This is a genomic window from Bradyrhizobium sp. B097, from assembly GCF_038957035.1.
GTDB lineage: Bacteria > Pseudomonadota > Alphaproteobacteria > Rhizobiales > Xanthobacteraceae > Bradyrhizobium.
Map to the genome: position 1 here is coordinate 5567359 of NZ_CP152412.1, position 25202 is coordinate 5592560.

Below are 25202 nucleotides of genomic sequence, written 5' to 3' on the forward strand. Positions count from 1 at the left end.
CGATGTGCTTATGCGAGATAGGCGCTGTGCAGGATGGCGGGATTGTCGATCAATTCTCGCGGCTCACCGGAAAAGCAGATCTTGCCGCGTTCCATCACGTAGACCGCATGGGCGATCTTCAGGGCGATGTGCGTGAACTGCTCGATCAGCAGCACGCCGACCCCTTGCGCGGCCAGGTCCTGCAACACCGGCACCAGGCGAGCAACGACAACGGGGGCGAGACCGAACGACAACTCGTCGGCGAGCAAATAGCGTGGCTTGGCAATGATCGCCTGCGCGAGCGCCACCATCTGCTGCTGTCCCCCGGACAAATTGCCCGACCTGGCCTGAAGGCGTTCACGCAATTCGGGGAACGTGCCGAGCGCAACATCGATCGCCGATCTCAATTCGGCGCGCGACAGATGGCTGCCGGCGACCTTGAGATTGTCCTCGACACTCAGCTCGTTCAGGACCTGGTGTCCTTCAGGGACGGCGGCCAGCCCGCTCGCGCGAATGGTCTCCGGCCGCAAGCCCATGATCGAGTGTCCGTCGAGATTGATGGCGCCCGAGGTCGCAGGCAGGACGCCGGCGATCGCCAGCACGAGACTGCTCTTGCCGGCGCCATTCGCGCCCAGCAGCGCAGTGATCCGTCCGGGCGCGAGGGCGAGATCAATGCCGTGCAGGATCGCTTTGCCGTTGCGGGAGAGATCGAGACCCCGCACTGTAAGGCCGGCGCTCACGTCGCATCCTCCAACACACCGAGATAGGCCGCACGCACCTTCGGCTCGGCCAGCACGCTTGCCGTCGCCCCATAGGCGATCGCGGAGCCGAAATCGAGCACCAGCGTTGCCGTGCAGGTCGCCGAGATCAGGTCGACGTCGTGGTCGACCAGCAATACCTGCGCCCCGCAATGGCCGTGAAGCTGCCTGATGACGTCGCGCAGATGCTCACTCTCATGCTGGGCGAGACCCGCGCCCGGTTCGTCCATCATGATCAGCCGCGGGCGGCCGACCATGGCGCGAGCGATCTCCAGCATCCGCCGCTGATAGGCGTTGAGGTCGCGGCCGAGCACGTTGCCCTTGGCAGCAAGGCCGACGAACTCCAGCGCCTGCGCAATCAGTGCAGCGCGCGGCTGCCCATCGGTCGGCACATTGTCGAGAATGGCATTGATGTTGTCGGCCGCGGTCAGATTCTCGACAACCTGCTCATTCTGAAACGTGCGGCGAATCCCGAACGCGGCCCGCTTGTGAATCGCGATGTTCCTCAGGTCCTGGCCGTCGATGCTGACATGCCCCGTGGTTGGGCGCACAAATCCGGACAGGACATTGATCAGCGTCGTCTTGCCCGCGCCGTTAGGCCCGACCAGACCGGTGACCGGCTCGGGCAGACGTGCCGTCAGCTCGCTCAAGCCACGCACGCCGCCGAACTGCACCGTCAGATCGTCGATCTCGATCATGGACCGGCCTTTCGTTCGCCACACAGGGCCCGGCGCAGGCGCCCGACCAGGTCAGACAGTTGGCCGGCGATGCCGTGCGGCGCGGTGATCAAGGCGTGCAGCAGCCCAATGCCGAACACCATGGTTGCGATATTGCCGTCGACGCGGAAATCGTTAAGCAGCGCCGGAAAGGCGCGCAACATCAGCCCGGCGATAATCGGGCCGAACCAGGAATACGCGCCGCCCACGATCGTCAGTGCAAACAGCATGATCGACTGGCTCGCCGGAAACGCGCTGCCGTCGAGCTGCCCGACGCCCCCGGCAAGCACCGCTCCCGCGACGCCGGCGAGGAAACCGGCGAGCGCAAAGGCCCACACCTTGTAGGCGACGATGTCGACGCCGCCGGCGAGCGCGCAGACCTCGCTGCGGCGGATCATGGCCCAGGCGCGGCCCGGCCGCCCGCGAACATGCACCAGCACCAGCAGATAGCAGAGCATGGTGACGACGATCGCGTAACGCAGATAGGCCTCATCGCTCTGCGCAATGAGCGGGCGCGCCATCATCAGCCGCGCGCCGGTGCTCTTGCCGAGGATGCCGGGTCCGCCGTCCGGAAAGCCGAATGCGCTGATCAGCACCTGGATCGCGCCGGCCATCATCAAGGTGATGATCGCCAGATAGAGCCCGCGCATGCGCAGCGCCGGCAGCCCGACGATCAGTCCGACCAGCGCCGCCGAGACGCCCGCGGAGAGCAACGCGATCTCGAACGGCACCCCGAGGCCGTGGGAGATGCGCAGCGCGAACCAGCCGCCGACGCCTAGCAGGCCGAACTGCGCCAGCGACACCATGCCGACCTGCGCGAACAGCACGCTGACGCTGAGGCTTGCGATCGTCAGCGCCGCGGCGGAGATGAATGTGCGCAGCCAATAATTGCTCAGCGCGTCCGGTATCACATACAGGGCGATCAGCGCGGCCACGCACAGGGCGATCCCGCGAAGCGGCAATCTGGCGGCGCGAATGGGCGGCACTCCCTCCAGGCTTTGATCGGTCACGTCAGCTCACCTGTACACGAAGACGACCTTGCGCTGCATCCACAGCAGCGCGCCGACCGCAAACAGAAACGGCACCGCGGTACGGAACGGGCCGACGATCGGCACCGGCGTCAGCAGCGCTTCGCAGACGCCGATCGCAAGGCCCCCCGCAACGGTCGCCGGTAGCGATGCGAAGCGCCCTACCACCGCCGCAGCGATCGCCGGAATGACGGCGAATGTCAGCGCCTGGCCGCTCAGCCGCTGCAGATCGGCGAGCAGCACACCGCTGACGCCGGCCAGCGCGCCTGAGATCACCCAGGCCCAGCCATCGACGCGGAACACGCGAACACCAAGCATCGCGCTGAGGTCGCGGCTGCTGGCCAATGCCCGCATCTGAAGGCCGACGCGGCTATAGGAGAGAAATGCCATCACCGCGCAGGTGACCAGCAAGCCGAGCGCGAACGCGACCGCGCGCGTCATCGTGACGCGAACGCCCATCAGGTCGAAGCTCATCGTGTCGGTCGGCAGCCGAAGCCGGCGCGGCGCTTCGCCCCAGACATATCCCATGAAACCCAACAGAATGAGTGCGAAGCTGAGCGTCGCGACGGCGCGCATGATCGGATCCGAATAGGCAAGCCGGGGTGCGATCACGCGACCGTAGAGGAATGACACCGCGACCGCAGCGGCGATCCCGCCAATCCACGACCATTCGGCCGGACCGCCGCGCTCGACGATCGACCAGGAGATAAAGGCTGCCAGGGCGCCGACCGCGCCCTGGGCAAAGTTGACCACGCCGGATGCCCGGTAGAGCACCACGATGCCGACACCGGAGAGCACGTAGGTGGCGGCCGTCGCGAGGCCCGCAACGAGAAAGGGCGTGAAGTCGGGCATCGTCTATTTCGCGATCCCGATTGTCTTCTCGAAGGCGTGCACGTCGTCGAGCTCGGGATCTTCCGACTCGATGCAGACCGGCTTCGGCACCAGCTTGCCCTCCTTGACCTGCGACACCGGTCCGGCGTGGTTGGCATTGTGCCGCGGTCCCGAGCCGATGTACCAGGGCGAGCAGAACATGTCGCTCTCGAACCGGTTGACGTTGCGCAGCGCAGCCGTGACCGAGGCCCGATCGATCTTGGCCGGATCCATCTTCAGCAGGGTCTCCGCCGTGACCCGTGCGGCGAGGTAACCGGCCTGCGAGAAGGTATCTCGGGGATCGGAGGCCTGGCCATACTTGTCCAGCACCGCGAGCCAGTTCAGCGTATCCGGCGTTCCGGCATTGGCGGCATTCAGCTCCATGTCGACCGTGACCTTGCCGTCCCAGTACTTGCCGATCGCGTGCGGGAAGTCCGGGTTGTAGAGAGACGCCGGACCTGCGAAATGCACCTTGTCGGCGAGCCCCTGCTCTTCCGCCGCAGCGAAGATCGGAACCGCCAGCCCCTTGGGCGTGCCGACGCTGATCACGTCAGGCTTGAACGCCATCGCTTCGAGCACGATCGAGGTCGCATCGAGCGAGCCGGGATCGAACGCGATGATCTTGCCGTCACCGCCCTGCTTCTTGATCCAGGCGACCGCGCCGGTGCAGGACCACTCGCCGACATTGGGAATGTTCGGCGCGATGCAGACCACACGCTTGATCTTGCCGGGATAGGTCCGCGCGACATCCATCACGGCCTTGGTGTTGCTGACGCGCGGGCCGGCATTGGTCGGCGCATAGTTCTTCTGGAAGAAGCAATCGCGCGGCACCCCGACGCCGGCGATCACCATGATGTCTTCCTTCTCGTAGATCCCCTGATTGGCGCCGCAATCGACGAAGCTCATGTTGCCGACCAGCGCGACCGCCTTCTGGTCACGGATCAGCTTCGCCGCGACCTGCGACGACTGCTCCGGGTTCCAGGCATCGTCCTCGAGCAGATATTTGACCGGGCGGCCATTCACGCCACCATTGGCGTTCAAGCACTTGAAATAGGCCGCCGCGGCCAGCCCCGACGAGCTGAAATTGTCCGGCCCGGTGATGCTGACGATGCCGCCGACGACGATCGGCTCGCCGGTCGCCGCCTTGCCGGTGTTGGCACCGCACTTTGGATCAGCCGCGTAGGCAGCGCTGCCGATGCAGATCGCAAGCATTGCGATGACGGCAGCCAGGATCGTCTGTCTCGATATCATGCGTTCCCCTCCATACCCCAGATGTCGCGTGGGTTTCGTTGTTCCGCCGCGCGTCCCCTTGCGCGCCGTGCAATGCAATAACGGCACGTTGTTCGGCCGAGTTGATCTTGATACTAGGCAGCCGCGATCCGGCACGTCTTGGACTCGGACGCGATCGGCCTAGGACACAAACGAGCAATGTGTGAGCCCGAAGCCCGCGTGCGCCGAGTGACCGATGCCCCAGCCCCGGCGCACGCGGCCGCCCCCGCTACCTCATCGCGTCGGCGACGAGCCTTGTGTCGGTGAACTGCTCGAAGCGCACCACCCGCCCCTCGTCCACGTCCCAGACGTGCACGACACGTGCGCGCATTGCCTTGCCGGTCGGCTTGTAGTGCCCGGAATAGGTCCCGATCCCGACGATCGTCGTGCCACCGTCGATCAGTCTTTCAAGCGTGAACGTGTAGCCGGTCCACTCCTCGCCAATGCGCTTGAACACGCCGGCGATGATGGCGTCCGTACCGACATAGGTTCCCGCATAAGGGAAACCTGCCATCTCGGTCCACCTTGTCTCCCCGGTGATCGGCGCCATCATGGCAGCGAGATCACCGCGATCCGATCCGGCGTAATGCGCCTCGATCGCGTCGTAGTTCCGGCTCACGTCGCTGCTCCCATGATTACACCGGCTCCTTGCCGGGGTCGTAGCTGGTTCTGGACTTGATCTTGATGAAGGCGCCGGCCGGCTTGTTCTCGACCCGGCCCTCGCTCGTCACGCCGAGGAATTTTCCGGTCGAGCGCATGGCATCCCAGTTGTAGAAGAAGATCGACGCGACCGGGATGATGAACTCGCGGAATCCGAAGACGTACTGGTTATGATCGAACTTGTAGGTCGTCGTCAGGTCGACGTCGCCATGACCGCGCTGAACCCCGACCAGGTTCTGCCAGGCATAGCGCTGCGAGCTCAGATAGACATGCTCGTAAAGGTGCTGCGGGCTGTATTCGTAATGGGCCGTCATCCCGACCAGGTCCCGCGACGGCGCCGGCTCGAAGCCCGCGGGCGGAATGGCGGGATCGCCGACGACACCGGGCGTGTAGACCTGCGCAACCCGCGGTTCGCCGGGAGCTTCGCCCACGGCGCGGACACGCTCGCGGACCGACAGCACGCGGCGGGTCCTGGTGTTGACGATGAACGCTTCATCTTCGGTCGCACGCGCGGCAAAGGTGACGTTGATGAAGACGACGTCGGGCGCGACACTGATTGCCTCGTACCAGTCCGCGCCGGTCGTGTCGCCCTCGCGCCATTCGAGCCGATCGACTGAAGCAAAAGCCAAATCAATGGCACGGCCGTCCTCCAACGTGATCTTCAGGCGCTGGCCGGCGAGCGCATCCGTGATCGGCAGCCGGTTGGTTGCGATACCCGCGGCGAAGTCATCAAAATTCTTCCAGTCAGCGGGTCTGTCGTTGCCCTGCATTTCTTGCCTCCCGCTCACTCGACGAATGCCAATGTCGGCAAATCGACCACGGCCGCCCCGCCATCGACGGTCAGGATCGAACCATTCATGGCCGACGCTTCATCCGAGGCGAGGAAGCAGATGACGTTTGCGACCTCCTCCGATGTCGCCGGGCGACCGAGCGGCACATCCTTGGTGACCAGCCGGTAGGCCTCCTCGATCGAATGCAGCCCGTGCTTCTCGACGATGACCTGCATCTGCTCGTCGGCCATCGCTGTCGCAACCCAGCCGGGACACACGATATTGGTTCGCACGCCCTTGCGGCCGTAGTCGCGCGCCAGCGATTTGCCGAAGCCGATGCAGGCGTGCTTCATCGTCACATAGCCGGCCGCGTCGGGGCCCGCGAACAGGCCGGCGATCGAGGCAACGACCACGACGGTGCCTTTTTGCGCGATCAGATCCGGAAGGCTTTCGCGGGCGCAGACGAAGGCGGTGTCGAGGTTGAGCCGGGTCGCCAGCGACCACGTCTCGTCGGTCATCGAGATTGTCGGACCGACGCCATGACCGCCGGCATTGGCGATCAGGATATCCACCCTGCCGAACTTGCCGTGGATCTCCGTCAAGGCTGCCCGTACGGCGACGCTGTCGGCCGCGTCCGCCTGCACCACGAAACAACCGGTCTCGTCAGCCAACGCCTGCAGCGGCTCCCGCCGCCGGCCCATGACCGCAACGTTGGCGCCCTCCGACGCAAGCCGCCGTGCGACGGCCGCTCCTATTCCGGTGCCACCACCCGTGACCAAGGCAGTTCGTCCGCTGAATCTCATGTATGCGCCTCGCCCCCGATGCCGCCCGCGTTGTCGTCGAGCCGGACGACAAACTGCTACCCGACGATCGTTCGTTGCTGTCAGTTAGACCTACCGGGCCGCGGACGTCTTGGACTCAAGCGCAGCTATGCTAGGACGTGGGCGCGTACGGCGGTTCCGCTCGCAAGTCGTCGGCCTCTGATTTATTTTAAGTATAAAGCATCACCACTGACCAAAGGACCGCCGAGGCGCCCCTTGAAGAACCGCGGAGATCGCTTTTCGGCGGGCCACGCACTGCAAATTCCGCTACATCAGCAAGCGGGCTCGCGCCGCCTTGAACGAACCTTGAATTTACTTTTGGCACGAACTATCTTGTAGGTGACATTGAGGTCGTCGCCGTCAGCGGGACCGGATGCCGCGGGAGATTTGATTTGGCAGTCGCGAAGGAGTCCCCACCTGTTTCGCCCAAGAGCGGGGTTGATCAGGAGGCCGAGTACCGGGCTCAGACACGGCTTTGGCTTCGGCTGCTTGCCTGCACAACCCTGATCGAGGGCGAGTTGCGGCGCCGGTTCCGCGAGGAATTCGATTTCACGATGCCGCGCTTCGACGTTCTGGCACAGCTTGACCGCGAGCCGAGTGGACTGGTGCTGGGAGAGCTGCCGAAGCGCCTGATGGTCTCCGCTGGAAACCTCACACCCATCGTCGACCGTCTGGTCGAGGACGGCTACATCACCCGCACCCCCTCCAACCTCGATCGGCGCGTGCAGATCGTTTGCATGACCGTCGAGGGCCGCAAGGCCTTCAGGCGCATGGCCAAGAGCCATGGCTCATGGCTGGCGGAACTGTTGGCAGGATTCCCGGCCGACCGGCTCGATGGATTGACCAGCGAGCTCGACGAGCTCAAGGGCGCCGTCAAGGACGCAATGCAGAAGCCGTGAGCTGACCCGAGCCACATATTCGGTGTCGTCCCTGCCTAGTGCGCAATTGCGCACGGGAGCAGGGACGACGCGTGGGAAGAGAATGCCGGGCGGCGCACGCCGCAACAGCCCTGTGCGATTGGATGGCCTGCTCGACCTCGCATGGGGGCACATTCTCCCCGCGGCCGCGGATCGAGTCCTTCATGCGATCGGTGAAGCGATCATGATCGTCGGGATCGCAGACCACCGCCGGAGTGAAACCTGCGGTGCCATCCCGCCGCTCGATCAGGGCAGCAGCTTGTACTTGCCGTCCTCGATCTGAACCAGGATCCGCGCACGCGCATCGACGCCGTGGCGATCCGCCGGCGTGTAGGAGTAGACGCCTTGCGTCCCGGCCAGCTCCTTGGTGGTGAACAGCGCCTCGCGCAGCGCGGTGCGGAATTCCGGCGAGCCCGGCTTGGCGCCGGTCGCCAGAGCGCGCTTGGCCGCATCGACGAACACCAGCCAACCGTCGAAGGAATAGGATGAGAACGAGTCGGTCGGCGCCTCGCCATTCGCCTTCTCGAAGGCCGCGCGGAACGCCAGGGCAACCTTCTGGATCGGATTGCTGGCTGGCAGCTGCTCGGCCGCGGTCACCGGCCCGGTCGGGCAGATGATTCCGTTGGCGGCCTTGCCGGCCAGCCGCAGGAAGTCGGCGCTGATGAGCCCGTGGTTGCCGTAGAGCGGTCCCTTGTAGCCACGCTCGGACAAGGCGATCACCGGCAACGCACCCGGCGTTCCCGTGCCGCCAAGCATGATGGCGTCGGGGTGGGCTGCCAGCGCGCGCAGCACCTGGGCGGTCACCGACGAATCCGAGCGGGCGTATCGCTCGTTGGCGATCACCTTGATGTCGGCCGCCTTGGCGCTTTGCGCCAGCGAGTCGTACATGAGGTCGCCGAAGGCATCCGAGAAGCCGATGAACGCGACGGTCTTCAACCCTCGCGCCTTCATGTGGTCGACGATGCCCTGAACCAGAAGCGGCGTCGGTTGCGGCGTCTGCACGACCCAGGGCCCGCCCTCGCCCGGCGGCACCGGCGCGATCGGCGAGACCGCGATCATCGGCGTTTTCATCTCGATTGCGGCCGTCGCCATTGCCAGCGTCTGCGGCGCGCCCGACGTGCCGATCAGAATGTCGACCTTCTCCTGCTCGACGAGCTTGCGCGCATTGCGCGCCGATGCCGTCGGATCCGAAGCGTCGTCGAGTTGGATGACGCGGAGTTTCTCACCGCCGACTTCGCCGATATAGGCTTCACCGGCCGCCAGTCCTTTTGCGTTCGGAATCCCGATCGACGACACCGGGCCGCTGAGGCCGGTGACGAATCCGACGAGGATCTCCGCCTGCCCGACCTGCGGAACGGCAACAAGCAGCGCGGCCGAAGCCAGCAAGGTCTTCATCGAGATCATGGCACCTGTCCTTCTTGATTTGCGTTTCTTCTGTTGGGCAAGCGCCATCCGCTCGCTTCAGCTCGCCGACACCAACGCGATCACGCGCAGCGGGCTGCCGGAACCGTTCTGGATCTTCAAGGGCGAAGCCACAATGACGGCGCCCGTGGCGGGAAGCTGATCGAGATTGCAAAGACACTGAAGGCCATAGCGGCCGGCGCCGTGCAGGAAGTGATGCGCCGGATAAGGCGGCTCGAAATGGCCGGCCTGCCCCGCGTCGGTGCCGATCGTCTCGGTGCCGAAGCCGATGATGCCGCGCTCCTCCACCAGCCATTTCATGACGGCCGCGTTCGGGCCCGGCGTGTGCGCGCCGTCATCCCTGAGGTTGGCGTAGTCGCGCCAGCCCTTCTTCGACCAGTCGGTCCGCAGCAGAACCCAGTGCCGCGCCGGAATTCGCCCGTGCTTCGCCTCCCAGGCTTCGACGAGCGGAACGGTCAGCAGGAAATCCGGATCCTGCGCTGCGCCGGCCGAGCAGTCGATGACGCACGCCGGAGCGATCATGTCCTTGGCAGGCATCGTGTCGACGGAATTGTTCGGCAGGTCCTTGCCAGTGAACCAGTGAATCGGCGCATCGAAATGCGTGCCGGTGTGCTCGCCGAAGGTCACATTGTTCCAGTACCAGGCCGGACCGCGACCGTCATAGCGTGAAATCTCCTGGATCCGGACCGGAGCTGCCTGGCCAAACTCCGGCGGCAGCACGATGACCGGAAAATCCGGACTGAGCGTGAAGGTCAGATCGACGACGCGCACCGCGCCGGACGAGACCGCACCTGCGAGCTCCAGGAGATTCTTGCTTTGCATCGTCACGTCCTCCCGCTTGGTTGAAATCCTGATCTTATTTGTCGAGCTCGCGCTCGACCGCCTTCGGATTGGCGGCGAGACGCTGCCTGATTTCCTCGGCGACGTCTCCGACATACATCTCCTCGAGTCCGCCTCTGAGCCCGGACACAATCGCCTGTGCAACAGCGCGCGGCGCGACTTTGGGCGGCGGCACGGTCTGGAACCACTCGGTGTCGACCGGCCCCGTGAACAGGTTCAGCACCTTGACGCCGCCGGGCCGCAGTTCCGCGCGCAGACAATGCGACAGCGACAGGCAGGCGGCTTGCGATGCCGAGTAGGCGCCGAAAGCGGGCCAGTTCACCAGCGCATGGACGGACAGGATATTGACCCAGGCGGCACTGCTGTTGACGCCATCCGCCCCCCGCATCCGCATCGCCGGACCGAAGGCCTGCGCGAGGTTGATGAAGCCGAGATAGGCCTGGTCGATCTCGTCCCGCGCGATGCTCGTGCCCCTGCGGTCGAGGAGGCCGCCAGGCCGCACATATTCCGTCGTGTTGACGAGGATGTCGACCTTGCCGCCGATGTCGGCCGCAAGATCAGTCGCCGACTTTTCGTCGGCCGCGTCGAGCGTAACGAGTTCGATCCCCTGCTGTCCGCGCAACAGCTGCTCGCCGACAAACGGCCGCCACGGTTCGGCAACGCCGACGAACACCGTCTTTGCGCCCGCGGCCTTCAGCGCCGCAATGGCCTCCTGGCCGATCAGGCTGCGGCCATTGGTCACCAGCACCCGCCGGAATTTCGGATCAGCCGTCATTTCCCGCCACTGCCTGTCGTCTGCCATCTTGGGAGTCTCCCCCTCGGGTCGGGCAAAGGCCACCGCCTGACCGCTCTTGTCGAGCTGAAGCGACATGAGGACAGGCGCACCCTCGACACAGTCGGCATGCAGATGCGCCACCATCGTCGGACCGCAGTCCATCTTGACGAGACCAATGCGCCAGGGCGCCCGCTCGCGGAAATAGACGTCGCTCGGCACCCGCGCCGTGGTTTCGGCCAGCAGCGCGCCGCGGCGCGGCGCATCGACGAACACCAGACCGGCCGACAGGCAGACGGGGCACGCCTCACGTGCCGGATAGGCAAAGGCGCCGCAGGCCTCGCAGCGCTGCAGCATGAAGCGGCCTTCGGCGGCGGCGCGCGTGAACCCGTGCGATGTCCTGCTGCGCGCTTGCGGCGGCGACGTCGGAAGCCGCGTCCGCAGCAGCGGGTTCTTGCGCCGGGGTGGCTCAATCGGATCGATCATCGCGCGGGCCCCGCAAAGATCACGGCGCCCGAGGCCAGGCCGCGGTCATAGTTGATCATGCCGAAGCCGGAAGCCAAACCGAGCTTGGCATCCTTCACCTGCGTGGGACCGGCTTCGCCCAGAACCTGCCGCAATCCTTCGACGAGCCCGAGATAGGCGCCGGCGGCGCCGGCCTGCCCGGCCGAGAGCTGGCCGCCCGAGGTGTTGTGCGGAAAGTCGCCGTCAACGGTCAGATCGTGCTGACGAACGAAGGCCGCGCCGTCGCCCTTGTCGCAGAAGCCGAGATCCTCGAACTGCATCATCGTGATGACCGGATAATCATCATAGGTCTGGACGATATCGAGATCGTCAGGCTTCACGCCGGCCATCGCGTAGAGTTCGCCGACATCCATCGCCCAGCCGCCGCGCACCTGTATCGGATCGTCGGCGAAGGCGTTGTGCCGCTCGATCGTCGACAGCAATCGTGCAGCCGGCAAGCCAAGCGATGCCGCGGTCTCGTCCCGCATCACAAGGAAGGCCTCGGCACCGGCGCAAGGCATGACGCAATCGAACAGGTGAATGGGGTCGGAAATGGGACGGGCCGCCAGATACTGCTCGATCGTCAGCGGCGCCTTCATCAGCGCATGCGGGTTGCGCAGCGCGTTGGCACGCTGGGCGACCGCGATCCTGCCGACGTCCTCGCGCGTGACACCATAAGTCCGCATGTAGTTGCGCGCGATCAGCGCGAAGCTCGCATTGGCGCCGCCTGCCCCGTAAGGATAGACCGCGTCCTGGTTGAAGCGCGAGAAATTCTCGAGCGTCAGGCGGAAGGAATCGACGTGGTTGGTATCGCCGGCCACGCAAGCCACGATGTCCGCATCGTGTGCCTGCACCGCGCGCGCTGCCTTGCGCAATGCGGCGATGGCGCTGGCGCCGCCGAGCGGGATGGTGTCCAGCCATCTGACGCACAGCCCGAAATGCTGCGTCAGTCCGATCCCGCTGTCAGTCCCCATGGTGAAGCTGGAGACGCACAGACCATCGATATCGGAAGCCTTGATGCCGGCCCGCGCCACCAGCGCGCTCAGCGCACGGCCGATCCACCATTGCGCGCTCTCGATCGAATAGCGCGCATAGGGGATCGTGACGGGAGCCGCCATCACGATGCCCTCATACGGTGTGCGCAACGAATTCTTCACCAGCCGCCTGCCTTGCCTGCCCGCCTCAGATCATCTCCAGCTACACAGCGATACTGCCACGAGGCGCATTCGAACAGGGGCACCTTCTCGGGTCTCGTCACGTCTGGCACTCCAGAACTGGGCGGCTCATCGCACTAGCGCTTGTTGCGCGCGAGCATCGCCCGGAAATCGTCACGTGCCAAACCACTGGCACGCTTGAAGCTTGGTCCGCGGCTCGGCTCGGTGCCGTTGAGTTGCCTCAGCTGTACCCACATCTCGGCGCTCTTCAACGCCACCGCGGCACAGTTCACGACCGGCGCGTGCCCGACCTTCAGGCCGTGCTCCCGCCCGATCAAGAGGCCCGGCAGCACACCGGCGGGGATCACCACGTCGGCGCCGCGCTCGACCAGCGGCAACGCGCAGGCCATAAAATCCTCGATCATCCGGGCGTGGGCCGCCTGGTCGCCCGCGAATGCGCTAGCGAAATCCTCCGGCTTGCAACCGAGGCCGGTCACGTGGACGACGCGATCACCGAGGCCGTAACGTTCAGCCTGCTCGTAGTGCCAGACCTCGAAGACAGGATCGAGCGTCACGAGGCCGAGGCGCCGGCCGAGTTGCGAGGCCGCAAGCAATGTTGCCTCGCCGGTCCCGATCACGGGAATGTCGAGCGTCGCGCGGAGTTCGTAAAGACCGGGATCCTGGAAGTGGCCCATCACGAAGGCGTCGAACCCGCCCTCTTCGGCCGCGATGCCGTTGTCGATCGCCTGAACCGCGCAGCGCAATTCGGCAAGCCGGCCGAACTCCCGGTCTGGTGGCGAAATGCCTTCGACGTGAACCGTCGTGCCGGGCGCGGCGATCGTGTTGAGGTACTCCGACAGCCGCGCCATATAGGGCGCGTTCACGCTCGCATCGACGAAACTCTGCCAGAAGATGCGCATCGCCCTTCTCCTCAAACGGTGACGGGAGCATCGGCCGTCGACCTGCCGACAGAGATATTTCAACCATAAACTAATTGACCCGTCAAATGCGCGCGACGAAGCCCGCCAAGGGGGCCTCTCCGTCGCGCCAAGAAGGCCCATTTTTCAGGACGAAGAGGTGAAGGAAATGGCGCGCTCTGACGGAATTGTATGCAGCAACATTTTTTTCTGGCAGCCCCGTGACACGTGTTGACGGCGCCACGGAGAATACTTTAGGCTTTAAGTAATCGACCATCGGCCAATGCCGGTGGCCATGACGATGATGTTGCAGGGCACCGATTTTGAGAAACTCAATCGCGTGGACGATCGTCGGGCCCGAACGGCCGGCAGCAACATCGCCGGTGGCGCGTCGCCGCTGCGGCATTCACTTTCTTTCGTTTCGACACATGCACGCCGGTTGCCGCGGACCCGCCCGCTATTCGAGCGGCACACCTCGCCATGGCCGCTGACGCCCCGGCCAAGCGAACTTCCCTCTCGCCGCGCCCGGCGTCTGGCGCTGCAGCAATGCCTTCAACCGGTTCGTGCACAGTTCGGGCTTCTGCCCGGCTGCCAGACATTCGTATTCAGCATCAACGGAGGACAACGCAAATGCGGCAGAAGACCCTGGGCTTACTCGCACTAGTCGCCGGCGTCTTCGCAGCACCGGCTGCGCAAGCCGACATCACGATCGGCTTTGTCACCTCGCTGAGCGGCAACGGCGCGTCGATCGGCATCCCCTATGGGCGCGGCATCAATGCCGCCTATGAATACAAGAAGACCATCAACGGCGAGACCATCCGCCTGATCCAGCTCGACGACGGTTCCGATCCGTCGGCTGCGACGCGCAACGCGCGCAAGCTCGTCGAGGAGGAGAAGGTCGACCTCCTGATCGGCACCGCGACGACTCCCTCGACCATCGCCATGGCGGCCGTCGCCAGCGAATTGAAGGTGCCGATGATCTCGATCTCGCCGGTCGGCAAGCTTCCGGACTCGCCGGAGCAATGGGTCGTCGCGGTGCCGCAGCCGGCTTCGCTCCTGGTCAAGATCGTCGCGGACCGGATGAAGCGCGACGGCATGAAGAACATCGGCTATATCGGCTTCTCCGATGCGTGGGGCGACCTCGTCTATAACGGCGCCAAGGCCGCCGAGCCCACCGACGACATCAAGGTCCAGACCAACGAGCGCTATGCCCGCACTGATACCTCGGTGACCGCGCAGATCCTCAAGGTCATGGCCGCACGTCCCGACGCGGTGCTGATCGGCGGCTCCGGTACGCAAGGCGCGTTGCCGCTCATCACGCTCTCCGAGCGCGGCTTCAAGGGCAACACCTACGGCACCGTGGCGCTGGTCAATCCGGACTTCGTCACCGTCGGCGGCAAGGCCGCCGAGGGCATTCAGGTCTCCGCCGGCCCCGTGATCGTGGCCGAACAGCTTCCGGACGAGCACTTTGCCAAGAAAATCGCGCTCGATTTCCGCGCGGTCTACCAGAAGACCCACAACATTCCGACCACTGACGGGTTCTCCGCCTACTCCTTCGATGCCTGGCTGATCTTCGCCAACGCCGCCGAGCGGGCGCTCAAGACCGCGAAGCCCGGGACGACGGAATTCCGCACGGCGCTGCGCGACGCCATCCTCAGCACCAAGGAACTGCCCGGCGTGCATGCCGTCTACAACTTCAAACCCGGTGCAGTCACCGGCGTCGACGAGCGCTCGCTGGTGGTGGTCCGGCTGACCGGCGGCGTCTGGAAGTACGCGCCATAAGCGAAACCATGGCCGTCGGTCGGAACGGGGGAACGGCGTCTCAATGACGAGTGACATCGCGGCCATCCTTGGAATCGACGGGATCGCCACCGGCGCGGTCTACGCGCTGGTCGCGATCGGAACTGTGCTCATCTTCACGGTGACACGGGTCATCTTCATTCCCTTCGGCGACATCGCCGCCTTTACCGCCCTGACGCTTGCGGCGCTCGATGCCAAGCGCTTTCCCGGAACCGGCGCGCTGGTCGTGGTGCTGGCGTGCCTTGCGACCCTGATCGAGATCATTTCACTCATTCGCAACGGCGACACGCGACTGCTGCCGCGCGCGCTTCTGTTCTATCTCGTCCTTCCGTTGGCAGTGGTCGGCATCGCCTGGCTCACCATGCGCATCGACCCGCCGCTCGCCGTCCGGCTCGTGCTCGCGCTGATGCTGATCACGCCGATCGCCCCTCTGCTTGACCGGATCGTCTTCCGCCCGATCGCCGACGGCACGGTGCTGCTGCTGCTGACGGTCTCCGTGGCGCTGCATTTCGCGCTGGTCGGCCTTGGCCTGCTGTTCTTCGGCCCCGAGGGAGTCCGGACCGAGCCGCTGACGTCGTTGTCAACGGAGTTCGCCGGCGTCCTGATCTCGGGCCAGACCATGCTAATCGTGATCGCTGCGCTGGTCTTCAGCGGCCTCCTCTATCTCTTCTTCGACTTCACGCTGGTCGGCAAATCGCTCCGCGCCACGGCTGTGAACCGGACCGGCTCGCGGCTGATGGGGATCCGGCCGGCGCGGGCCGGCACCATCGCCTACCTGCTGGGCTCGCTGATGGCCGGCGTGTCCGGCATCCTGATCGCGCCGGTGAATACCGTGTTCTACGATTCCGGCTTCCTGATCGGTCTGAAGGCTTTCGTCGGCGCCATCGTCGGCGGCATGACCAGCTATCCCGGCGCCGCGATCGGCGCGGTCGGGGTTGGCATCCTCGAAAGCTTCGCATCCTTCCAGAGCAGTGCCTTGAAGGACGTGATCGTGTTCTCGCTGCTGATCCCGGTTCTGATCTGGCGGTCCCTCGCCTCGCTGCATTCCGAGGAGGAGATCGAGGAATGACGCGCCTTCATGTTCAGCTCGCAGCCGTCGCAGCACTGGCGTGCCTCGCACTCGCGCCCCTCGTCCTGAGCCCGTTCAGCGTCACGCTGATGAACTATATCGGCATCTATTCGCTGGTCGCCATCGGCCTCGCCCTCCTCACCGGTGTCGGCGGCATCGTGTCGTTCGGACAGGCGGCGTTCGTCGGCATCGCCGCCTATGCGACGGCGTGGGTCTCCGCCCTGAACGGCCAATCGCCCTGGCTCGGCCTGCTGTTCGGAGTGGCGCTGACCTGCGGCGTCGCGGCCATCCTCGGCGTCGTCACCCTGCGCCTGCAGGGCCACTTCCTCTCGCTCTCGACCGTCGCATGGGGCCTTGCGATCGGCTTCCTGTTCGGCAACGTCGAGGGGCTCGGCCGCTTCAACGGCATCTCGTCGATCCCGCCGATCAGTCTTGGCTCGCTCGCGCTCGTCTCCAGCGCACAGATCTATTATCTGATCTGGGGCATCGTCGCCCTGGTGCTCTTGCTCGGCTACAATCTGCTGGACTCGCGGCTCGGCCGCGCCATGCGGGCCCTGCGCGGCGGCAATACGCTGGTCGAGAGCCTCGGCATCAACGCCTTCCGGATCAAGCTCGTGACCTTCGTGATCGCGGCGTTCCTGGCCTCGCTCTCCGGATGGCTATACGCGCATATGAGCCGCTTCATCAGCCCGGGCCCGTTCGATGCCAGCATGGGCATCGAGTACCTGATGATGACGATGGTCGGCGGCGCGGGCAGCCTGCTCGGCGGTGTCGTCGGCGCCGCCATCGTGACCCTGCTCAAGAACAGCGTGCAGGATTATCTGCCGCTGATCGCCAAGGGCGCGTCTGGGCAACTCGAGATCGTCGCCTTCTCCGCGCTGTTCATCCTGTTCCTGCAATGGGCGCGGCAGGGCATCGTCCCCTCCATCGCACGCTATCTGCCGAAGACCAGGCGCGAGTGGCCGCAGCCGGCGCCGCCGCTGCCGCGCCGGCCGCAACCGGCACCGGGCGAGCTTCTCCTGAAGGTTGATGGCGCCGAGCGTCGGTTCGGCGGCCTCGTCGCGGTCAACAATGTCAGCTTCGAGGTGAGATCCGGCGAGATTCTTGCCGTGATCGGCCCGAACGGCGCCGGCAAGAGCACGATGTTCAACTGCCTGACCGGCGCGCTGCGGGTCAACAAGGGCGAGATCGTCTTTGCGGGACGCATGATCACGCGCGATCCGCAATCCCGCATCGCCAAGGCCGGCGTCGCCAGGACCTTCCAGCATGTGAAGCTGCGGCCGCGCATGAACCTGCTGGAGAACGTCATGCTCGGCACTTACAGCCGAACCCGCACCGGCCTGTTCGCCGGCGCCTTTCGCCTCAATCAGCGCGAGGAAGCCAGCGCCCGGCACGAGGCGCTGATGCAGCTCGAGCGCGTCGGGCTCGGCGACAAGCCGTTCGAGCTCGCCGGCAATCTTCCCCTCGGCAACCAGCGCATCCTGGAGATCGCGCGCGCGCTCGCCGCGGATCCCGCCCTCCTGGTGCTGGACGAGCCGGCGGCGGGCCTGCGCCGCCAGGAAAAGCTGCGACTGGCGGAGCTGCTCCGCGCGCTGCGGGCGGATCACCTGACCATCCTCATCGTCGAACACGACATGGAATTCGTGATGTCGCTGGTCGACCGCATCGTGGTGCTCGATTTCGGCTCCAAGCTTTGCGAGGGCGTCCCGAGCGCGATCCGCAGCGACGAGCGGGTTCAAGAGGCCTATCTCGGGGGCGTCGCGTGAGCGAGATGTTCTCCATGACCGACGTGACCGTCTGCTACGACAACGTCGAGGCCGTGCGCAACGTCTCGCTGTCGGTCGACGAGGGCCAGATCGTCACCGTGATCGGTCCGAACGGCGCCGGCAAGACCACACTGCTGATGGCGGCCATCGGGCTGCTCGGATCGCGTGGCCGCATGGCGTTCCGCGGCAACGATCTCGGTAAGATGTCTGTCGAGGATCGCGTCGAGCGCAGGCTCTGCCTGGTTCCGGAGAAGCGCGAGCTGTTCTCCGACATGTCGGTCGCCGATAACCTGCTGCTCGGGTCCTACAGCCTGCGCGACCGCTCCGGTGTCCGAAAGACGCTGGATGAGGTCTATGATCGCTTTCCCCGGCTCAGGGAACGACAACATCAGGCCGCAGGCACGCTGTCCGGCGGCGAACGCCAGATGCTCGCGCTGGGGCGCGCGCTGATGGCAAAGCCCGCGCTCCTGATGCTCGACGAGCCCAGTCTCGGCCTCGCGCCGCTGATCGTGCGCGAGATCTTTCGCACCATCGCGTCCTTGCGCGACCTCGGCGTGTCCATCCTGCTGGTCGAGCAGAACGCCCGCGCCGCGCTCGAGACGGCCGACTATGGCTACGTGCTGGAGACCGGCGAGATCGTGCAGTCCGGCCCTGCCAAGGATCTGATCCACGATCCGCGGCTAATCACGGCCTATCTCGGCGGGCACTGAGACCAGTTTGCGTCGATCCCGGCGAGCCGCACACCAAAAAATCGAAAACAACCCCATGCACAGTAGCCGGCCACCGCAACATCAATGGCTTGTCGGCTCGGCGCTACGCACCCCCACCTGCTTCATGAAGGCGAGCAGGAACGTGCTGAGCCGAACCGGCTGCTCCTGTTGGATCCAGTGACCGGCGCCGTCGATCAGCTCGATGCCGCCCATCCTCGTCGCCGCCTTCGTCCGCATAAGATCGAGCGCGCCCGGCGCCGAATAGGTGCCCCAATCGCTCTTCCCCCCGATGAAGAGCGACGGGACATCGATCGTCTTGCCCGAAAACAGGCGCAACTCAGCGTTCAGGTCAGGATCGGAATAGACGCGATATGCCTGCAGGGCGCCCTGAAACCCGGTGCGGCCATACTCCTCCGTGTACACTGCAAGTTCCGGCTCGGCGAGCCATTTGCAGGCCTGCACCTCGGCGGCGGAAGGGTGGAATGGAGCGACGGTCTGGGGCATCGTCTTGCCAAGATCCATGACGTAATAGGTGGGCATTTGTGCAAGTTCGATGGCGGTTCGCGCCTTCAACGGATGCGGCTTATTTCCCGGCCAGTCAGCGCTCTTGACGTAGAAGAATGCACGAAGAAACGGATGTAAGCCTTGAGGGGGGTGCCACATGTCATCGTTCGCCCCCCGTGTGCTCAAATATTGTTGGTAATGCACTCTCGGCGGATCGAGCGCCGCCAGCGCGGCCGCCAACTTTTGATTTTCAGTGCTCGGTTGGACCGGCGATGCCTCGCTGTCTGCAGTGTTGAACGGAAACGCCGGCGGACCGGGGAACGGTGCGCTCATCAGCACCACCGAGGGAAAGACGTCAGGTCGCGCCAACGTACAATAGGCTGCCACCGGCGAGCCGAAGTCGTGCCCGACGAGCATGGCCGTGCGCCGATACCCCAACGCCGAAACCAATCCGAAGGCGTCACGCGTCATGTTCAAGAGGCTGAACGGTTCTATCGGGGCGTCATAGCCGTTCACCCAACCGGTGGTGCGGCCAAAGCCCCGCTGGTCGGGCGCCACCACATGGTACCCGCCGTCAGCAAGCAGCGGGAGCAGGTGTCGCCAGCCGTAAGCCAAATCCGGAAAGCCGTGCAGCAGCAGCGCGAGCGGCCGGCCGGGGCTTTCGTAACCGGCCTCGAGAATATGGACATCGAGGCCGTTGACCCCATGGATCATGCGCGAGCGGACCCCCTTGGGAAGCGTTCCATCGCCATATGCTGATGTGGTCAAATCAGTTTCTCCTATGGGGTTTGCGCAGGCCGGTCGAAGCGAAGCCGCAACCAGGCCGGCCGCGCCCATCGCCAGGACGGCTCGTCGGGACGCCGATGACTTGAAACCAACTGGATGACTCATGACGGAACGCACCGTCCGCGTGCAGGCGCTTGGCCGAGGGGCATCATCGGATTTCCTGCTATGGCGATCACCATAATATGGCAATCGCCATAGAAGCGTCAAGCGGAACGTGTTACGTTCACGGCATGCCACGTAAGACTGACGCCCGCGCCCGCGCGATTGCCACGGCCGAACGACTGTTTCGCATCCAAGGCTACACGGCGACTGGATTGACCCAGATCATTGCAGAGAGCGGTACGCCCAAAGGATCGTTCTACTTTCACTTTCCACGCGGCAAGGCACAGCTCGCGGAAGAAGCAATCGATCATTACGTCGCGGCTAGAATTGCGGTATTGCGGAATATCTCGGCGAATACGACGGGCGATGCCCTGAATTTCGTTCATCAGATTTTCAGCACATTCGCTGCCGAAATGGTCGCCTCGGATTTCCAGTATGGCTGTCTCATGCAAAATCTGGCGAATGAGCTGCCCGCGCTCGACGCCGAGCTGACCAAACGGGTCGCGCGCGGATTTGTTGATTCGACCGAGATCGTTGCGGAGCATTTCAGGGGGTGCGGTTTCGCTCCCGCGCGCGCATCCTCTACCGCAGCCGCATTGGTAGCCGCCCTCGAAGGCGCGCGAACGATCGCGCGCCTGGAACGCACGCCGGCTATATTCGAGGCGCTGGCGGATGTCAGTGTCCAGCGGTGGGCTGCCCCCGAGCGGTGATCCTCGCCCAATGTTCTCGCTCGGGCGCCAGTGCCGATGGCCCTATCGCGGTCGCCAGCCGTTCGTTTCAGGCTGAAGATTCCGTTTGCGCATCTCCGCGAGGCCATGTCGTCTAGTGGGATAGTCGCCGGAACTGCATCACGTGTCGGGTCTTGCCCCCTTGCGACGGAATCCGCCTGTCGCTTGCATGTCGCGGCTCTGAAGGGGTGAACCGGACCTGGTAAAGATCGGGCAGAATCGTCGCAATTGACCCCTCGCGTCAGTTAGCGCAGTGCAGCGACGTGTCTGAAGTTGAGGATAGAAGGGAAGTAGCTGGCCGACTGTAAAGACGACGCGGTTGCCCCCTTCTGCGACATCACCAGCCCAATTCACCGTGATTGCGTCGATGACGAGATTATCGGATCTCCGGAGAGGCGAGGCAAGGAGCCGGGCGCAGAGTAACGCAGCCAGGAGTGCAATCTATCGAAATTGAAACGGCCGCCGGTATGCCCGGCGGCCTCCGCGCTTGACGTGGGTCGCTGGGCGGCGCCACGACTAGAGATCGATGCCAACAGCGATGTTGCGGCCCTGTAGTTCGGAGATTTTCATTCCTTCCGCCTGCACCTGCGCGAACTCCGGGTCCCTTGCCACGGCCTCCTGCACTTTGCCGTAAACTTCCCAACTGGCGTAGCGCGTCGCAACCAGCAACTCTCCTGCCCACGCGCCGGTGTGGAAACGGGACAGCCGAAGAAATTCGGCGCCGTGTTTTTCAAAGATTTTCTTCGCCCGCCTGACAATCTGGACCATTTCATCGGGCTTGTCGGTCTTGAAACGAGTAAATTGTACGATCGGCATGGGCTACCTCCATAGTGATGTGAATTATCCAAGAGGCATGTATCGAGCGACGTTTGGGGCGCGAACCTCAAAGCAATCTCGATAAAGATTTGTCTTCGTCGACGTTACTTGGTTCAGGCGTACCAAGCGGCAACAAGTCTGCCATTTTCCGTTGTCTCCCTGGGACGGTGTCTTTCCACTGGCACGAAGGTGCCGCGGGGTCGGTGGGCACGCTTGACCGCCAGCTTACATTTTCCTCACCGGCAGCTTATTCTTGCGATGTCCTGCGAGGTCAAAGCCCGGTTTTCGGGGGGGCTCGCGTCCAAGGAGAGTCGCATCTTGCGCTATCTCTTCGAGGGGTACGCATTCGACACCGGCCGGCGCGAGCTGCATCGCGGCACGGACGTCGTCTCCGTCGCGCCGCAGGTGTTCGATCTGCTCGATTATCTGATCCGCAACAGAGACCGCGTCGTCAGTAAAGACGACCTCATCAATGCCGTCTGGAATGGGCGCAGCGTTTCGGATGCGGCACTGACGACCCGGCTGAATGTCGCCCGAAGCGCAATCGGCGATTCCGGCGAGGAACAGCGCCTGATCAAGACGTTACCGCGCAAGGGATTCCGTTTCGTCGGACAGGTGCGGGAGGCGCGAGAAGGTGCCGGCCCTAATCCCGGCGATCCGCCCGAGAGCGCTCCTGCGCTTCCCGACAAACCCTCCATCGCCGTGCTGCCGTTCGAGAACATGAGCGGCGACCGCGAACAGGAATACTTCGCGGACGGAATGGTTGAGGAGATCACGACGGCGCTGTCGCGTTTCAAATGGTTGTTCGTGATTGCGCGTAATTCGAGCTTTACCTTCAAAGGCAAAGTCGTCGATGTCAAGGAAGTCGGGCGCAGGCTTGGTGTGCGCTATGTCCTTGAGGGCTCTGTGCGCAAGGCGGCGGGGAAAGTCCGCATCGCGGGACAGTTGATCGATACGGCGACCGGCGCGTACATTTGGGCAGACAGTTTCGAGCGTGACCTGACTGACATTTTCGTGCTTCAGGACGAAGTCACGGTCGCCGTCGTCTCCGCTATTCAGCCAAAATTGCTTCAAACAGAAATTGAAATAGCGACGCGGCGGCGACCGGAGAACCTCACCGCCTACGACTTTTATCTCCGGGCTATGCAGCAGTTTTACCTGGCGACCCGCGCAGGGGTGGCCGAGGCGTTGAAGCTGGCTCATCGCGCTTTGGAACTGGCCCCCCAGTTCGGCCTTGCCGCCGCTCTGGCAGGTGCCTGTCATATGCAGAACGTCGTTTCTGGCTATGCTGTCGATCCTCAATTCGACCGCAAGGAAGCAGTTCGGCTTTTTCGCTTGGCATTGAGCCTCGATGATGGTGATCCGGAAACGTTAGCATTGGCTGCCTCAACCTCGGCGTTCATGGTCGGCGATAGTGACAGCGAGATCGAAACGGCTGACCGGGCGGTCGCGCTCAACCCCAATTCACATCTCGCCTGGCGCGGCAGAGGGTTGGTCTATAGAATTGCGGGGCTGCCGGAAGAAGCGGTGCGGAGCTTTGAACGTGCTATGCGCGTAAGCCCGGTAGACCCATTGCTGTACATGACGCATGTTGGGATGGGGATGGCCTTTATTGAGCTTCGTCGCTTTGACGAGGCCATCGTCGCAGGGAAGAAAGCTCAACGTCATAACCCCTCCTATGCAGGAGCCTACTACTGTCTCGCGTCCGCTTTCGCTCATCTCGGACGCGATGCCGAGGCCCGCGAGGCGGCGGCGCGTGTGCTTGAGGTCGATCCCGCCTTCACAATATCCGCGAGGATGGGTCGTCGCAGACAAGCACACGCGAAGCTGTTGATTGAGGGTCTTCGGAAGGCGGGGTTGCCCGAATAAGCCCAAGCATACCCGCGCCGACGCGGTGACCGAATAGAGCCTGTTCGCTGCAATGCGTGAGTCCGGAATTGGCCCATCGCATCATTTGCTGCGGCTGCGCAAGACTGGTCAGTATCGGCGCAAAGCGGACCTCGCTTACGGTACACGGCCTAGATCGGGCGTCACTTTTGCCCGCCGATTGACAACATGCTGATTTTCAGAACTTTCTCTTGCTCCGTCGGGCAAATCAGGCGCACGATGCCATCATCGCGACGTTCCGCCCTCGCCCCTCTCCCCGGCCGGGACGATCCTCGTCAGCATCGGAAAATGCTTGTTGCCGCCCGCGAACGGCGGAAACCGGACGAAGTCCGCGCGCATCCGCTTGATCACGTCGGAGCTCAGCGCCAGCGCGAGGGCTTGCGGGCTGTCGAACATCAGCCTGTTCCGCTGCATGTAGTCGACGCGCTGCGACGGCAGCCGGTCGACCCAATCGATGCGCGTGTAAATCTCGATCTGGCGGACGTCGGGGAAGCTCCGCATGATCGAGGGATGATGCTCCAGGTAATGTAAATTCCAGGCATTCATGTCGTCGGCCGGCCCGGGATAATGCACGAGGTAGCTGCATGGCGTGACCGTACCGTTCGCATACTTGGCGTCGTCGACGGGATAGGCGCGCGTCACCATCGCCTGATGCGTCACGTCCAATCCGACAAGGCTCGGCAGTCCGCGACCTGCCGCAAGACCCGCGAGCACGCCGCCGCGATCCATCGCGGCCTCGCATGCAAAGAGGTTCGGAAATCGCAGTTGCAGCGCAGATACCGGCCCTCGCCCGTCGGCCTTGTAGGGATGATCGACCGATTGCTCCAGCGGCGTAAACAGCAAGCCTTCGGCCATCCCCGGGACCGCCCCCACCATGGCAGCCGCAGCCGCAAGATCGGCCACGTGAATTCGCCGCTCGCCTTTCGGATCGGAGAACGTCATGAACAGCGAGATCATAGCGACGCTACCTGCGTGTCTTCGTCCGCATGTCGATGCAATTCGAGCGCAGCACGGACGTCGTCGGGCCATGGGATCGCGCGATGATCGACCAGCGACGTCGCGGCGAGGATCTGGCGCGCCCGCCAGCGCTCGCCATCTGCGCCGGTGACGACGTGCGTCAAATGGAGTGATGCGCGGCCGACCTTGACGATGCGCAGGCCAAACGTCAGGCGATCGCCGAACTTCGACGGCCGCGAAAAGTCGCAGGTCAGATGCACCGTCGGGGTCCCGATCTTGCGGACCGTGATCAGCTCGGGCCAAGAAAATCCGATCGTGGCCCAAAATTCCTCGACCACGCCATTGAGGATGTTCAGGTAGGACGGGAAATAGGCGATCCCCGATGGATCGCAATCCCCGAAGCGCAGCTCGCGATCGAACGAGAACAGCGTCATCAGACCGCAACAACGGGGTGCCGGATGACGCCGACACCGTCGACGCCCGCCTCGACCACATCGCCGGGCCACAGCCATTCCTGCGGGCTCATGCCGGCGCCCACGCCTTCGGGCGTTCCGGTCGCGATGATGTCGCCCGGCTCGAACGTCATGCCGGACGAGATGTCGGCGATCAGGGCCGGAATGTCGAAGATCATGTATTTGGTGTTGGAGTCCTGCTTCATGACGCCGTTCTTGGTCAGCCAG

Annotated in this window: 26 protein-coding genes; 7 read left to right on the top strand and 19 right to left on the bottom strand. The window is 64.2% G+C overall.

The window, feature by feature from the left end:
* Positions 1-8: 8 nt before the first annotated feature.
* The 8 genes from AAFG07_RS26190 to AAFG07_RS26225 all read right to left on the bottom strand — a co-directional run bounded on the left by AAFG07_RS26190 (position 9) and on the right by AAFG07_RS26225 (position 6853).
* Entirely contained in the window at positions 9-719 is a 711-nt protein-coding gene (locus AAFG07_RS26190) for an ATP-binding cassette domain-containing protein (RefSeq protein WP_342722714.1), read from the bottom strand.
* Positions 716-1435, bottom strand: coding sequence for an ATP-binding cassette domain-containing protein (locus AAFG07_RS26195; protein WP_342722715.1), 720 nt, complete (start codon positions 1433-1435; stop codon positions 716-718). The genes AAFG07_RS26190 and AAFG07_RS26195 overlap by 4 nt, the downstream gene beginning before the upstream one ends.
* On the bottom strand, positions 1432-2463 hold the full coding sequence (locus AAFG07_RS26200; RefSeq protein ID WP_342722716.1) for a branched-chain amino acid ABC transporter permease: 1032 nt from the start codon (positions 2461-2463) through the stop codon (positions 1432-1434). Before AAFG07_RS26200 ends, AAFG07_RS26195 begins: the two co-directional genes overlap by 4 nt.
* Before the next feature lie 6 nt (positions 2464-2469).
* Positions 2470-3333 (bottom strand): branched-chain amino acid ABC transporter permease, encoded by an 864-nt coding sequence (locus tag AAFG07_RS26205; RefSeq protein WP_342722717.1) that lies wholly within the window; start codon positions 3331-3333, stop codon positions 2470-2472.
* 3 nt (positions 3334-3336) lie between these two features.
* Positions 3337-4602: an ABC transporter substrate-binding protein gene (locus AAFG07_RS26210; protein WP_342722718.1), complete on the bottom strand. Its 1266-nt coding sequence runs from the start codon at positions 4600-4602 to the stop codon at positions 3337-3339.
* A 247-nt stretch (positions 4603-4849) separates the two neighbouring features.
* Positions 4850-5239, bottom strand: a complete 390-nt coding sequence (locus AAFG07_RS26215) for a nuclear transport factor 2 family protein (protein ID WP_342722719.1) — start codon at positions 5237-5239, stop codon at positions 4850-4852.
* A 16-nt stretch (positions 5240-5255) separates the two neighbouring features.
* The gene (locus tag AAFG07_RS26220) at positions 5256-6050 is read right to left on the bottom strand and encodes a MoaF C-terminal domain-containing protein (RefSeq protein ID WP_342722720.1); all 795 of its coding nucleotides are present in this window, start codon (positions 6048-6050) and stop codon (positions 5256-5258) included.
* Positions 6051-6064: 14 nt separating this feature from the next.
* The gene (locus tag AAFG07_RS26225; RefSeq protein ID WP_342722721.1) at positions 6065-6853 is read right to left on the bottom strand and encodes an SDR family oxidoreductase; all 789 of its coding nucleotides are present in this window, start codon (positions 6851-6853) and stop codon (positions 6065-6067) included.
* Positions 6854-7263: 410 nt separating this feature from the next.
* On the opposite strand from AAFG07_RS26225, the gene AAFG07_RS26230 reads away from it, so the two are divergent.
* A complete protein-coding gene (locus tag AAFG07_RS26230) occupies positions 7264-7770 on the top strand; it encodes a MarR family transcriptional regulator (RefSeq protein ID WP_342722722.1) in 507 nt (168 codons plus the stop codon).
* A 264-nt stretch (positions 7771-8034) separates the two neighbouring features.
* On the opposite strand, the gene AAFG07_RS26235 is transcribed toward AAFG07_RS26230, so the two are convergent.
* From AAFG07_RS26235 to AAFG07_RS26260, 6 genes are all read right to left on the bottom strand, one after another.
* The gene (locus tag AAFG07_RS26235; RefSeq protein WP_342722723.1) at positions 8035-9192 is read right to left on the bottom strand and encodes an ABC transporter substrate-binding protein; all 1158 of its coding nucleotides are present in this window, start codon (positions 9190-9192) and stop codon (positions 8035-8037) included.
* 57 nt (positions 9193-9249) lie between these two features.
* Positions 9250-10032 (bottom strand): cyclase family protein, encoded by a 783-nt coding sequence (locus tag AAFG07_RS26240; RefSeq protein ID WP_342722724.1) that lies wholly within the window; start codon positions 10030-10032, stop codon positions 9250-9252.
* A gap of 34 nt (positions 10033-10066) precedes the next feature.
* Positions 10067-11308 carry an SDR family NAD(P)-dependent oxidoreductase gene (locus AAFG07_RS26245; protein WP_342722725.1) on the bottom strand — a complete coding sequence of 414 codons (1242 nt, stop codon included), beginning with the start codon at positions 11306-11308 and terminating at the stop codon, positions 10067-10069.
* A complete protein-coding gene (locus tag AAFG07_RS26250; protein ID WP_342722726.1) occupies positions 11305-12483 on the bottom strand; it encodes a thiolase family protein in 1179 nt (392 codons plus the stop codon). Before AAFG07_RS26250 ends, AAFG07_RS26245 begins: the two co-directional genes overlap by 4 nt.
* A gap of 134 nt (positions 12484-12617) precedes the next feature.
* Entirely contained in the window at positions 12618-13400 is a 783-nt protein-coding gene (locus AAFG07_RS26255) for an aspartate/glutamate racemase family protein (protein WP_342722727.1), read from the bottom strand.
* Positions 13401-13482: 82 nt separating this feature from the next.
* On the bottom strand, positions 13483-13803 hold the full coding sequence (locus tag AAFG07_RS26260; RefSeq protein ID WP_342722728.1) for a hypothetical protein: 321 nt from the start codon (positions 13801-13803) through the stop codon (positions 13483-13485).
* Between the two features lie 224 nt (positions 13804-14027).
* On the opposite strand from AAFG07_RS26260, the gene AAFG07_RS26265 reads away from it, so the two are divergent.
* The 4 genes from AAFG07_RS26265 to AAFG07_RS26280 are packed head-to-tail and all read left to right on the top strand — an operon-like array spanning position 14028 to position 18742.
* Complete coding sequence (locus AAFG07_RS26265) at positions 14028-15179, top strand: ABC transporter substrate-binding protein (RefSeq protein WP_342722729.1); 1152 nt, start codon at positions 14028-14030, stop codon at positions 15177-15179.
* 43 nt (positions 15180-15222) lie between these two features.
* Positions 15223-16266: a branched-chain amino acid ABC transporter permease gene (locus AAFG07_RS26270; protein WP_342722730.1), complete on the top strand. Its 1044-nt coding sequence runs from the start codon at positions 15223-15225 to the stop codon at positions 16264-16266.
* Entirely contained in the window at positions 16263-18032 is a 1770-nt protein-coding gene (locus tag AAFG07_RS26275; protein ID WP_342722731.1) for a branched-chain amino acid ABC transporter ATP-binding protein/permease, read from the top strand. Before AAFG07_RS26270 ends, AAFG07_RS26275 begins: the two co-directional genes overlap by 4 nt.
* A complete protein-coding gene (locus AAFG07_RS26280) occupies positions 18029-18742 on the top strand; it encodes an ABC transporter ATP-binding protein (protein WP_342722732.1) in 714 nt (237 codons plus the stop codon). The genes AAFG07_RS26275 and AAFG07_RS26280 overlap by 4 nt, the downstream gene beginning before the upstream one ends.
* 81 nt (positions 18743-18823) lie before the next feature.
* On the opposite strand, the gene AAFG07_RS26285 is transcribed toward AAFG07_RS26280, so the two are convergent.
* Positions 18824-20014 carry an alpha/beta hydrolase gene (locus tag AAFG07_RS26285; RefSeq protein WP_342722733.1) on the bottom strand — a complete coding sequence of 397 codons (1191 nt, stop codon included), beginning with the start codon at positions 20012-20014 and terminating at the stop codon, positions 18824-18826.
* Between the two features lie 248 nt (positions 20015-20262).
* Here AAFG07_RS26285 and AAFG07_RS26290 point away from each other — a divergent pair, with 248 nt between their 5' ends.
* Entirely contained in the window at positions 20263-20844 is a 582-nt protein-coding gene (locus tag AAFG07_RS26290; RefSeq protein WP_342722734.1) for a TetR/AcrR family transcriptional regulator, read from the top strand.
* Between the two features lie 534 nt (positions 20845-21378).
* Here AAFG07_RS26290 and AAFG07_RS26295 read toward each other — a convergent pair.
* Positions 21379-21678, bottom strand: a complete 300-nt coding sequence (locus AAFG07_RS26295; RefSeq protein ID WP_342722735.1) for a hypothetical protein — start codon at positions 21676-21678, stop codon at positions 21379-21381.
* A gap of 318 nt (positions 21679-21996) precedes the next feature.
* On the opposite strand from AAFG07_RS26295, the gene AAFG07_RS26300 reads away from it, so the two are divergent.
* Entirely contained in the window at positions 21997-23547 is a 1551-nt protein-coding gene (locus AAFG07_RS26300) for a winged helix-turn-helix domain-containing tetratricopeptide repeat protein (RefSeq protein WP_342722736.1), read from the top strand.
* A gap of 243 nt (positions 23548-23790) precedes the next feature.
* Here the strand turns inward: AAFG07_RS26300 and AAFG07_RS26305 are convergent, their stop codons facing one another.
* Genes AAFG07_RS26305 through AAFG07_RS26315 form a run of 3 tightly spaced genes read right to left on the bottom strand, consistent with a single transcriptional unit; the run spans position 23791 to position 25180 of the window.
* Positions 23791-24522 (bottom strand): hypothetical protein, encoded by a 732-nt coding sequence (locus AAFG07_RS26305; protein ID WP_342722737.1) that lies wholly within the window; start codon positions 24520-24522, stop codon positions 23791-23793.
* Positions 24519-24956, bottom strand: coding sequence for a thioesterase family protein (locus tag AAFG07_RS26310; protein ID WP_342722738.1), 438 nt, complete (start codon positions 24954-24956; stop codon positions 24519-24521). Before AAFG07_RS26310 ends, AAFG07_RS26305 begins: the two co-directional genes overlap by 4 nt.
* Entirely contained in the window at positions 24956-25180 is a 225-nt protein-coding gene (locus AAFG07_RS26315) for a fumarylacetoacetate hydrolase family protein (RefSeq protein ID WP_342722739.1), read from the bottom strand. The genes AAFG07_RS26310 and AAFG07_RS26315 overlap by 1 nt, the downstream gene beginning before the upstream one ends.
* Between the last annotated feature and the right edge of the window lie 22 nt (positions 25181-25202).

Coding starts and splice junctions, on each gene's coding strand:
- AAFG07_RS26195 (WP_342722715.1), bottom strand. CDS start 1,435: ATGATCGAGATCGACGATCTGACGGTGCAGTTCGGCGGCGTGCGTGGC.
- AAFG07_RS26205 (WP_342722717.1), bottom strand. CDS start 3,333: ATGCCCGACTTCACGCCCTTTCTCGTTGCGGGCCTCGCGACGGCCGCC.
- AAFG07_RS26210 (WP_342722718.1), bottom strand. CDS start 4,602: ATGATATCGAGACAGACGATCCTGGCTGCCGTCATCGCAATGCTTGCG.
- AAFG07_RS26220 (WP_342722720.1), bottom strand. CDS start 6,050: ATGCAGGGCAACGACAGACCCGCTGACTGGAAGAATTTTGATGACTTC.
- AAFG07_RS26225 (WP_342722721.1), bottom strand. CDS start 6,853: ATGAGATTCAGCGGACGAACTGCCTTGGTCACGGGTGGTGGCACCGGA.
- AAFG07_RS26235 (WP_342722723.1), bottom strand. CDS start 9,192: ATGATCTCGATGAAGACCTTGCTGGCTTCGGCCGCGCTGCTTGTTGCC.
- AAFG07_RS26240 (WP_342722724.1), bottom strand. CDS start 10,032: ATGCAAAGCAAGAATCTCCTGGAGCTCGCAGGTGCGGTCTCGTCCGGC.
- AAFG07_RS26245 (WP_342722725.1), bottom strand. CDS start 11,308: ATGATCGATCCGATTGAGCCACCCCGGCGCAAGAACCCGCTGCTGCGG.
- AAFG07_RS26255 (WP_342722727.1), bottom strand. CDS start 13,400: ATGCGCATCTTCTGGCAGAGTTTCGTCGATGCGAGCGTGAACGCGCCC.
- AAFG07_RS26260 (WP_342722728.1), bottom strand. CDS start 13,803: ATGCCGCAGCGGCGACGCGCCACCGGCGATGTTGCTGCCGGCCGTTCG.
- AAFG07_RS26265 (WP_342722729.1), top strand. CDS start 14,028: ATGCGGCAGAAGACCCTGGGCTTACTCGCACTAGTCGCCGGCGTCTTC.
- AAFG07_RS26270 (WP_342722730.1), top strand. CDS start 15,223: ATGACGAGTGACATCGCGGCCATCCTTGGAATCGACGGGATCGCCACC.
- AAFG07_RS26275 (WP_342722731.1), top strand. CDS start 16,263: ATGACGCGCCTTCATGTTCAGCTCGCAGCCGTCGCAGCACTGGCGTGC.
- AAFG07_RS26290 (WP_342722734.1), top strand. CDS start 20,263: ATGCCACGTAAGACTGACGCCCGCGCCCGCGCGATTGCCACGGCCGAA.
- AAFG07_RS26295 (WP_342722735.1), bottom strand. CDS start 21,678: ATGCCGATCGTACAATTTACTCGTTTCAAGACCGACAAGCCCGATGAA.
- AAFG07_RS26305 (WP_342722737.1), bottom strand. CDS start 24,522: ATGATCTCGCTGTTCATGACGTTCTCCGATCCGAAAGGCGAGCGGCGA.
- AAFG07_RS26310 (WP_342722738.1), bottom strand. CDS start 24,956: ATGACGCTGTTCTCGTTCGATCGCGAGCTGCGCTTCGGGGATTGCGAT.
- AAFG07_RS26315 (WP_342722739.1), bottom strand. CDS start 25,180: ATGAAGCAGGACTCCAACACCAAATACATGATCTTCGACATTCCGGCC.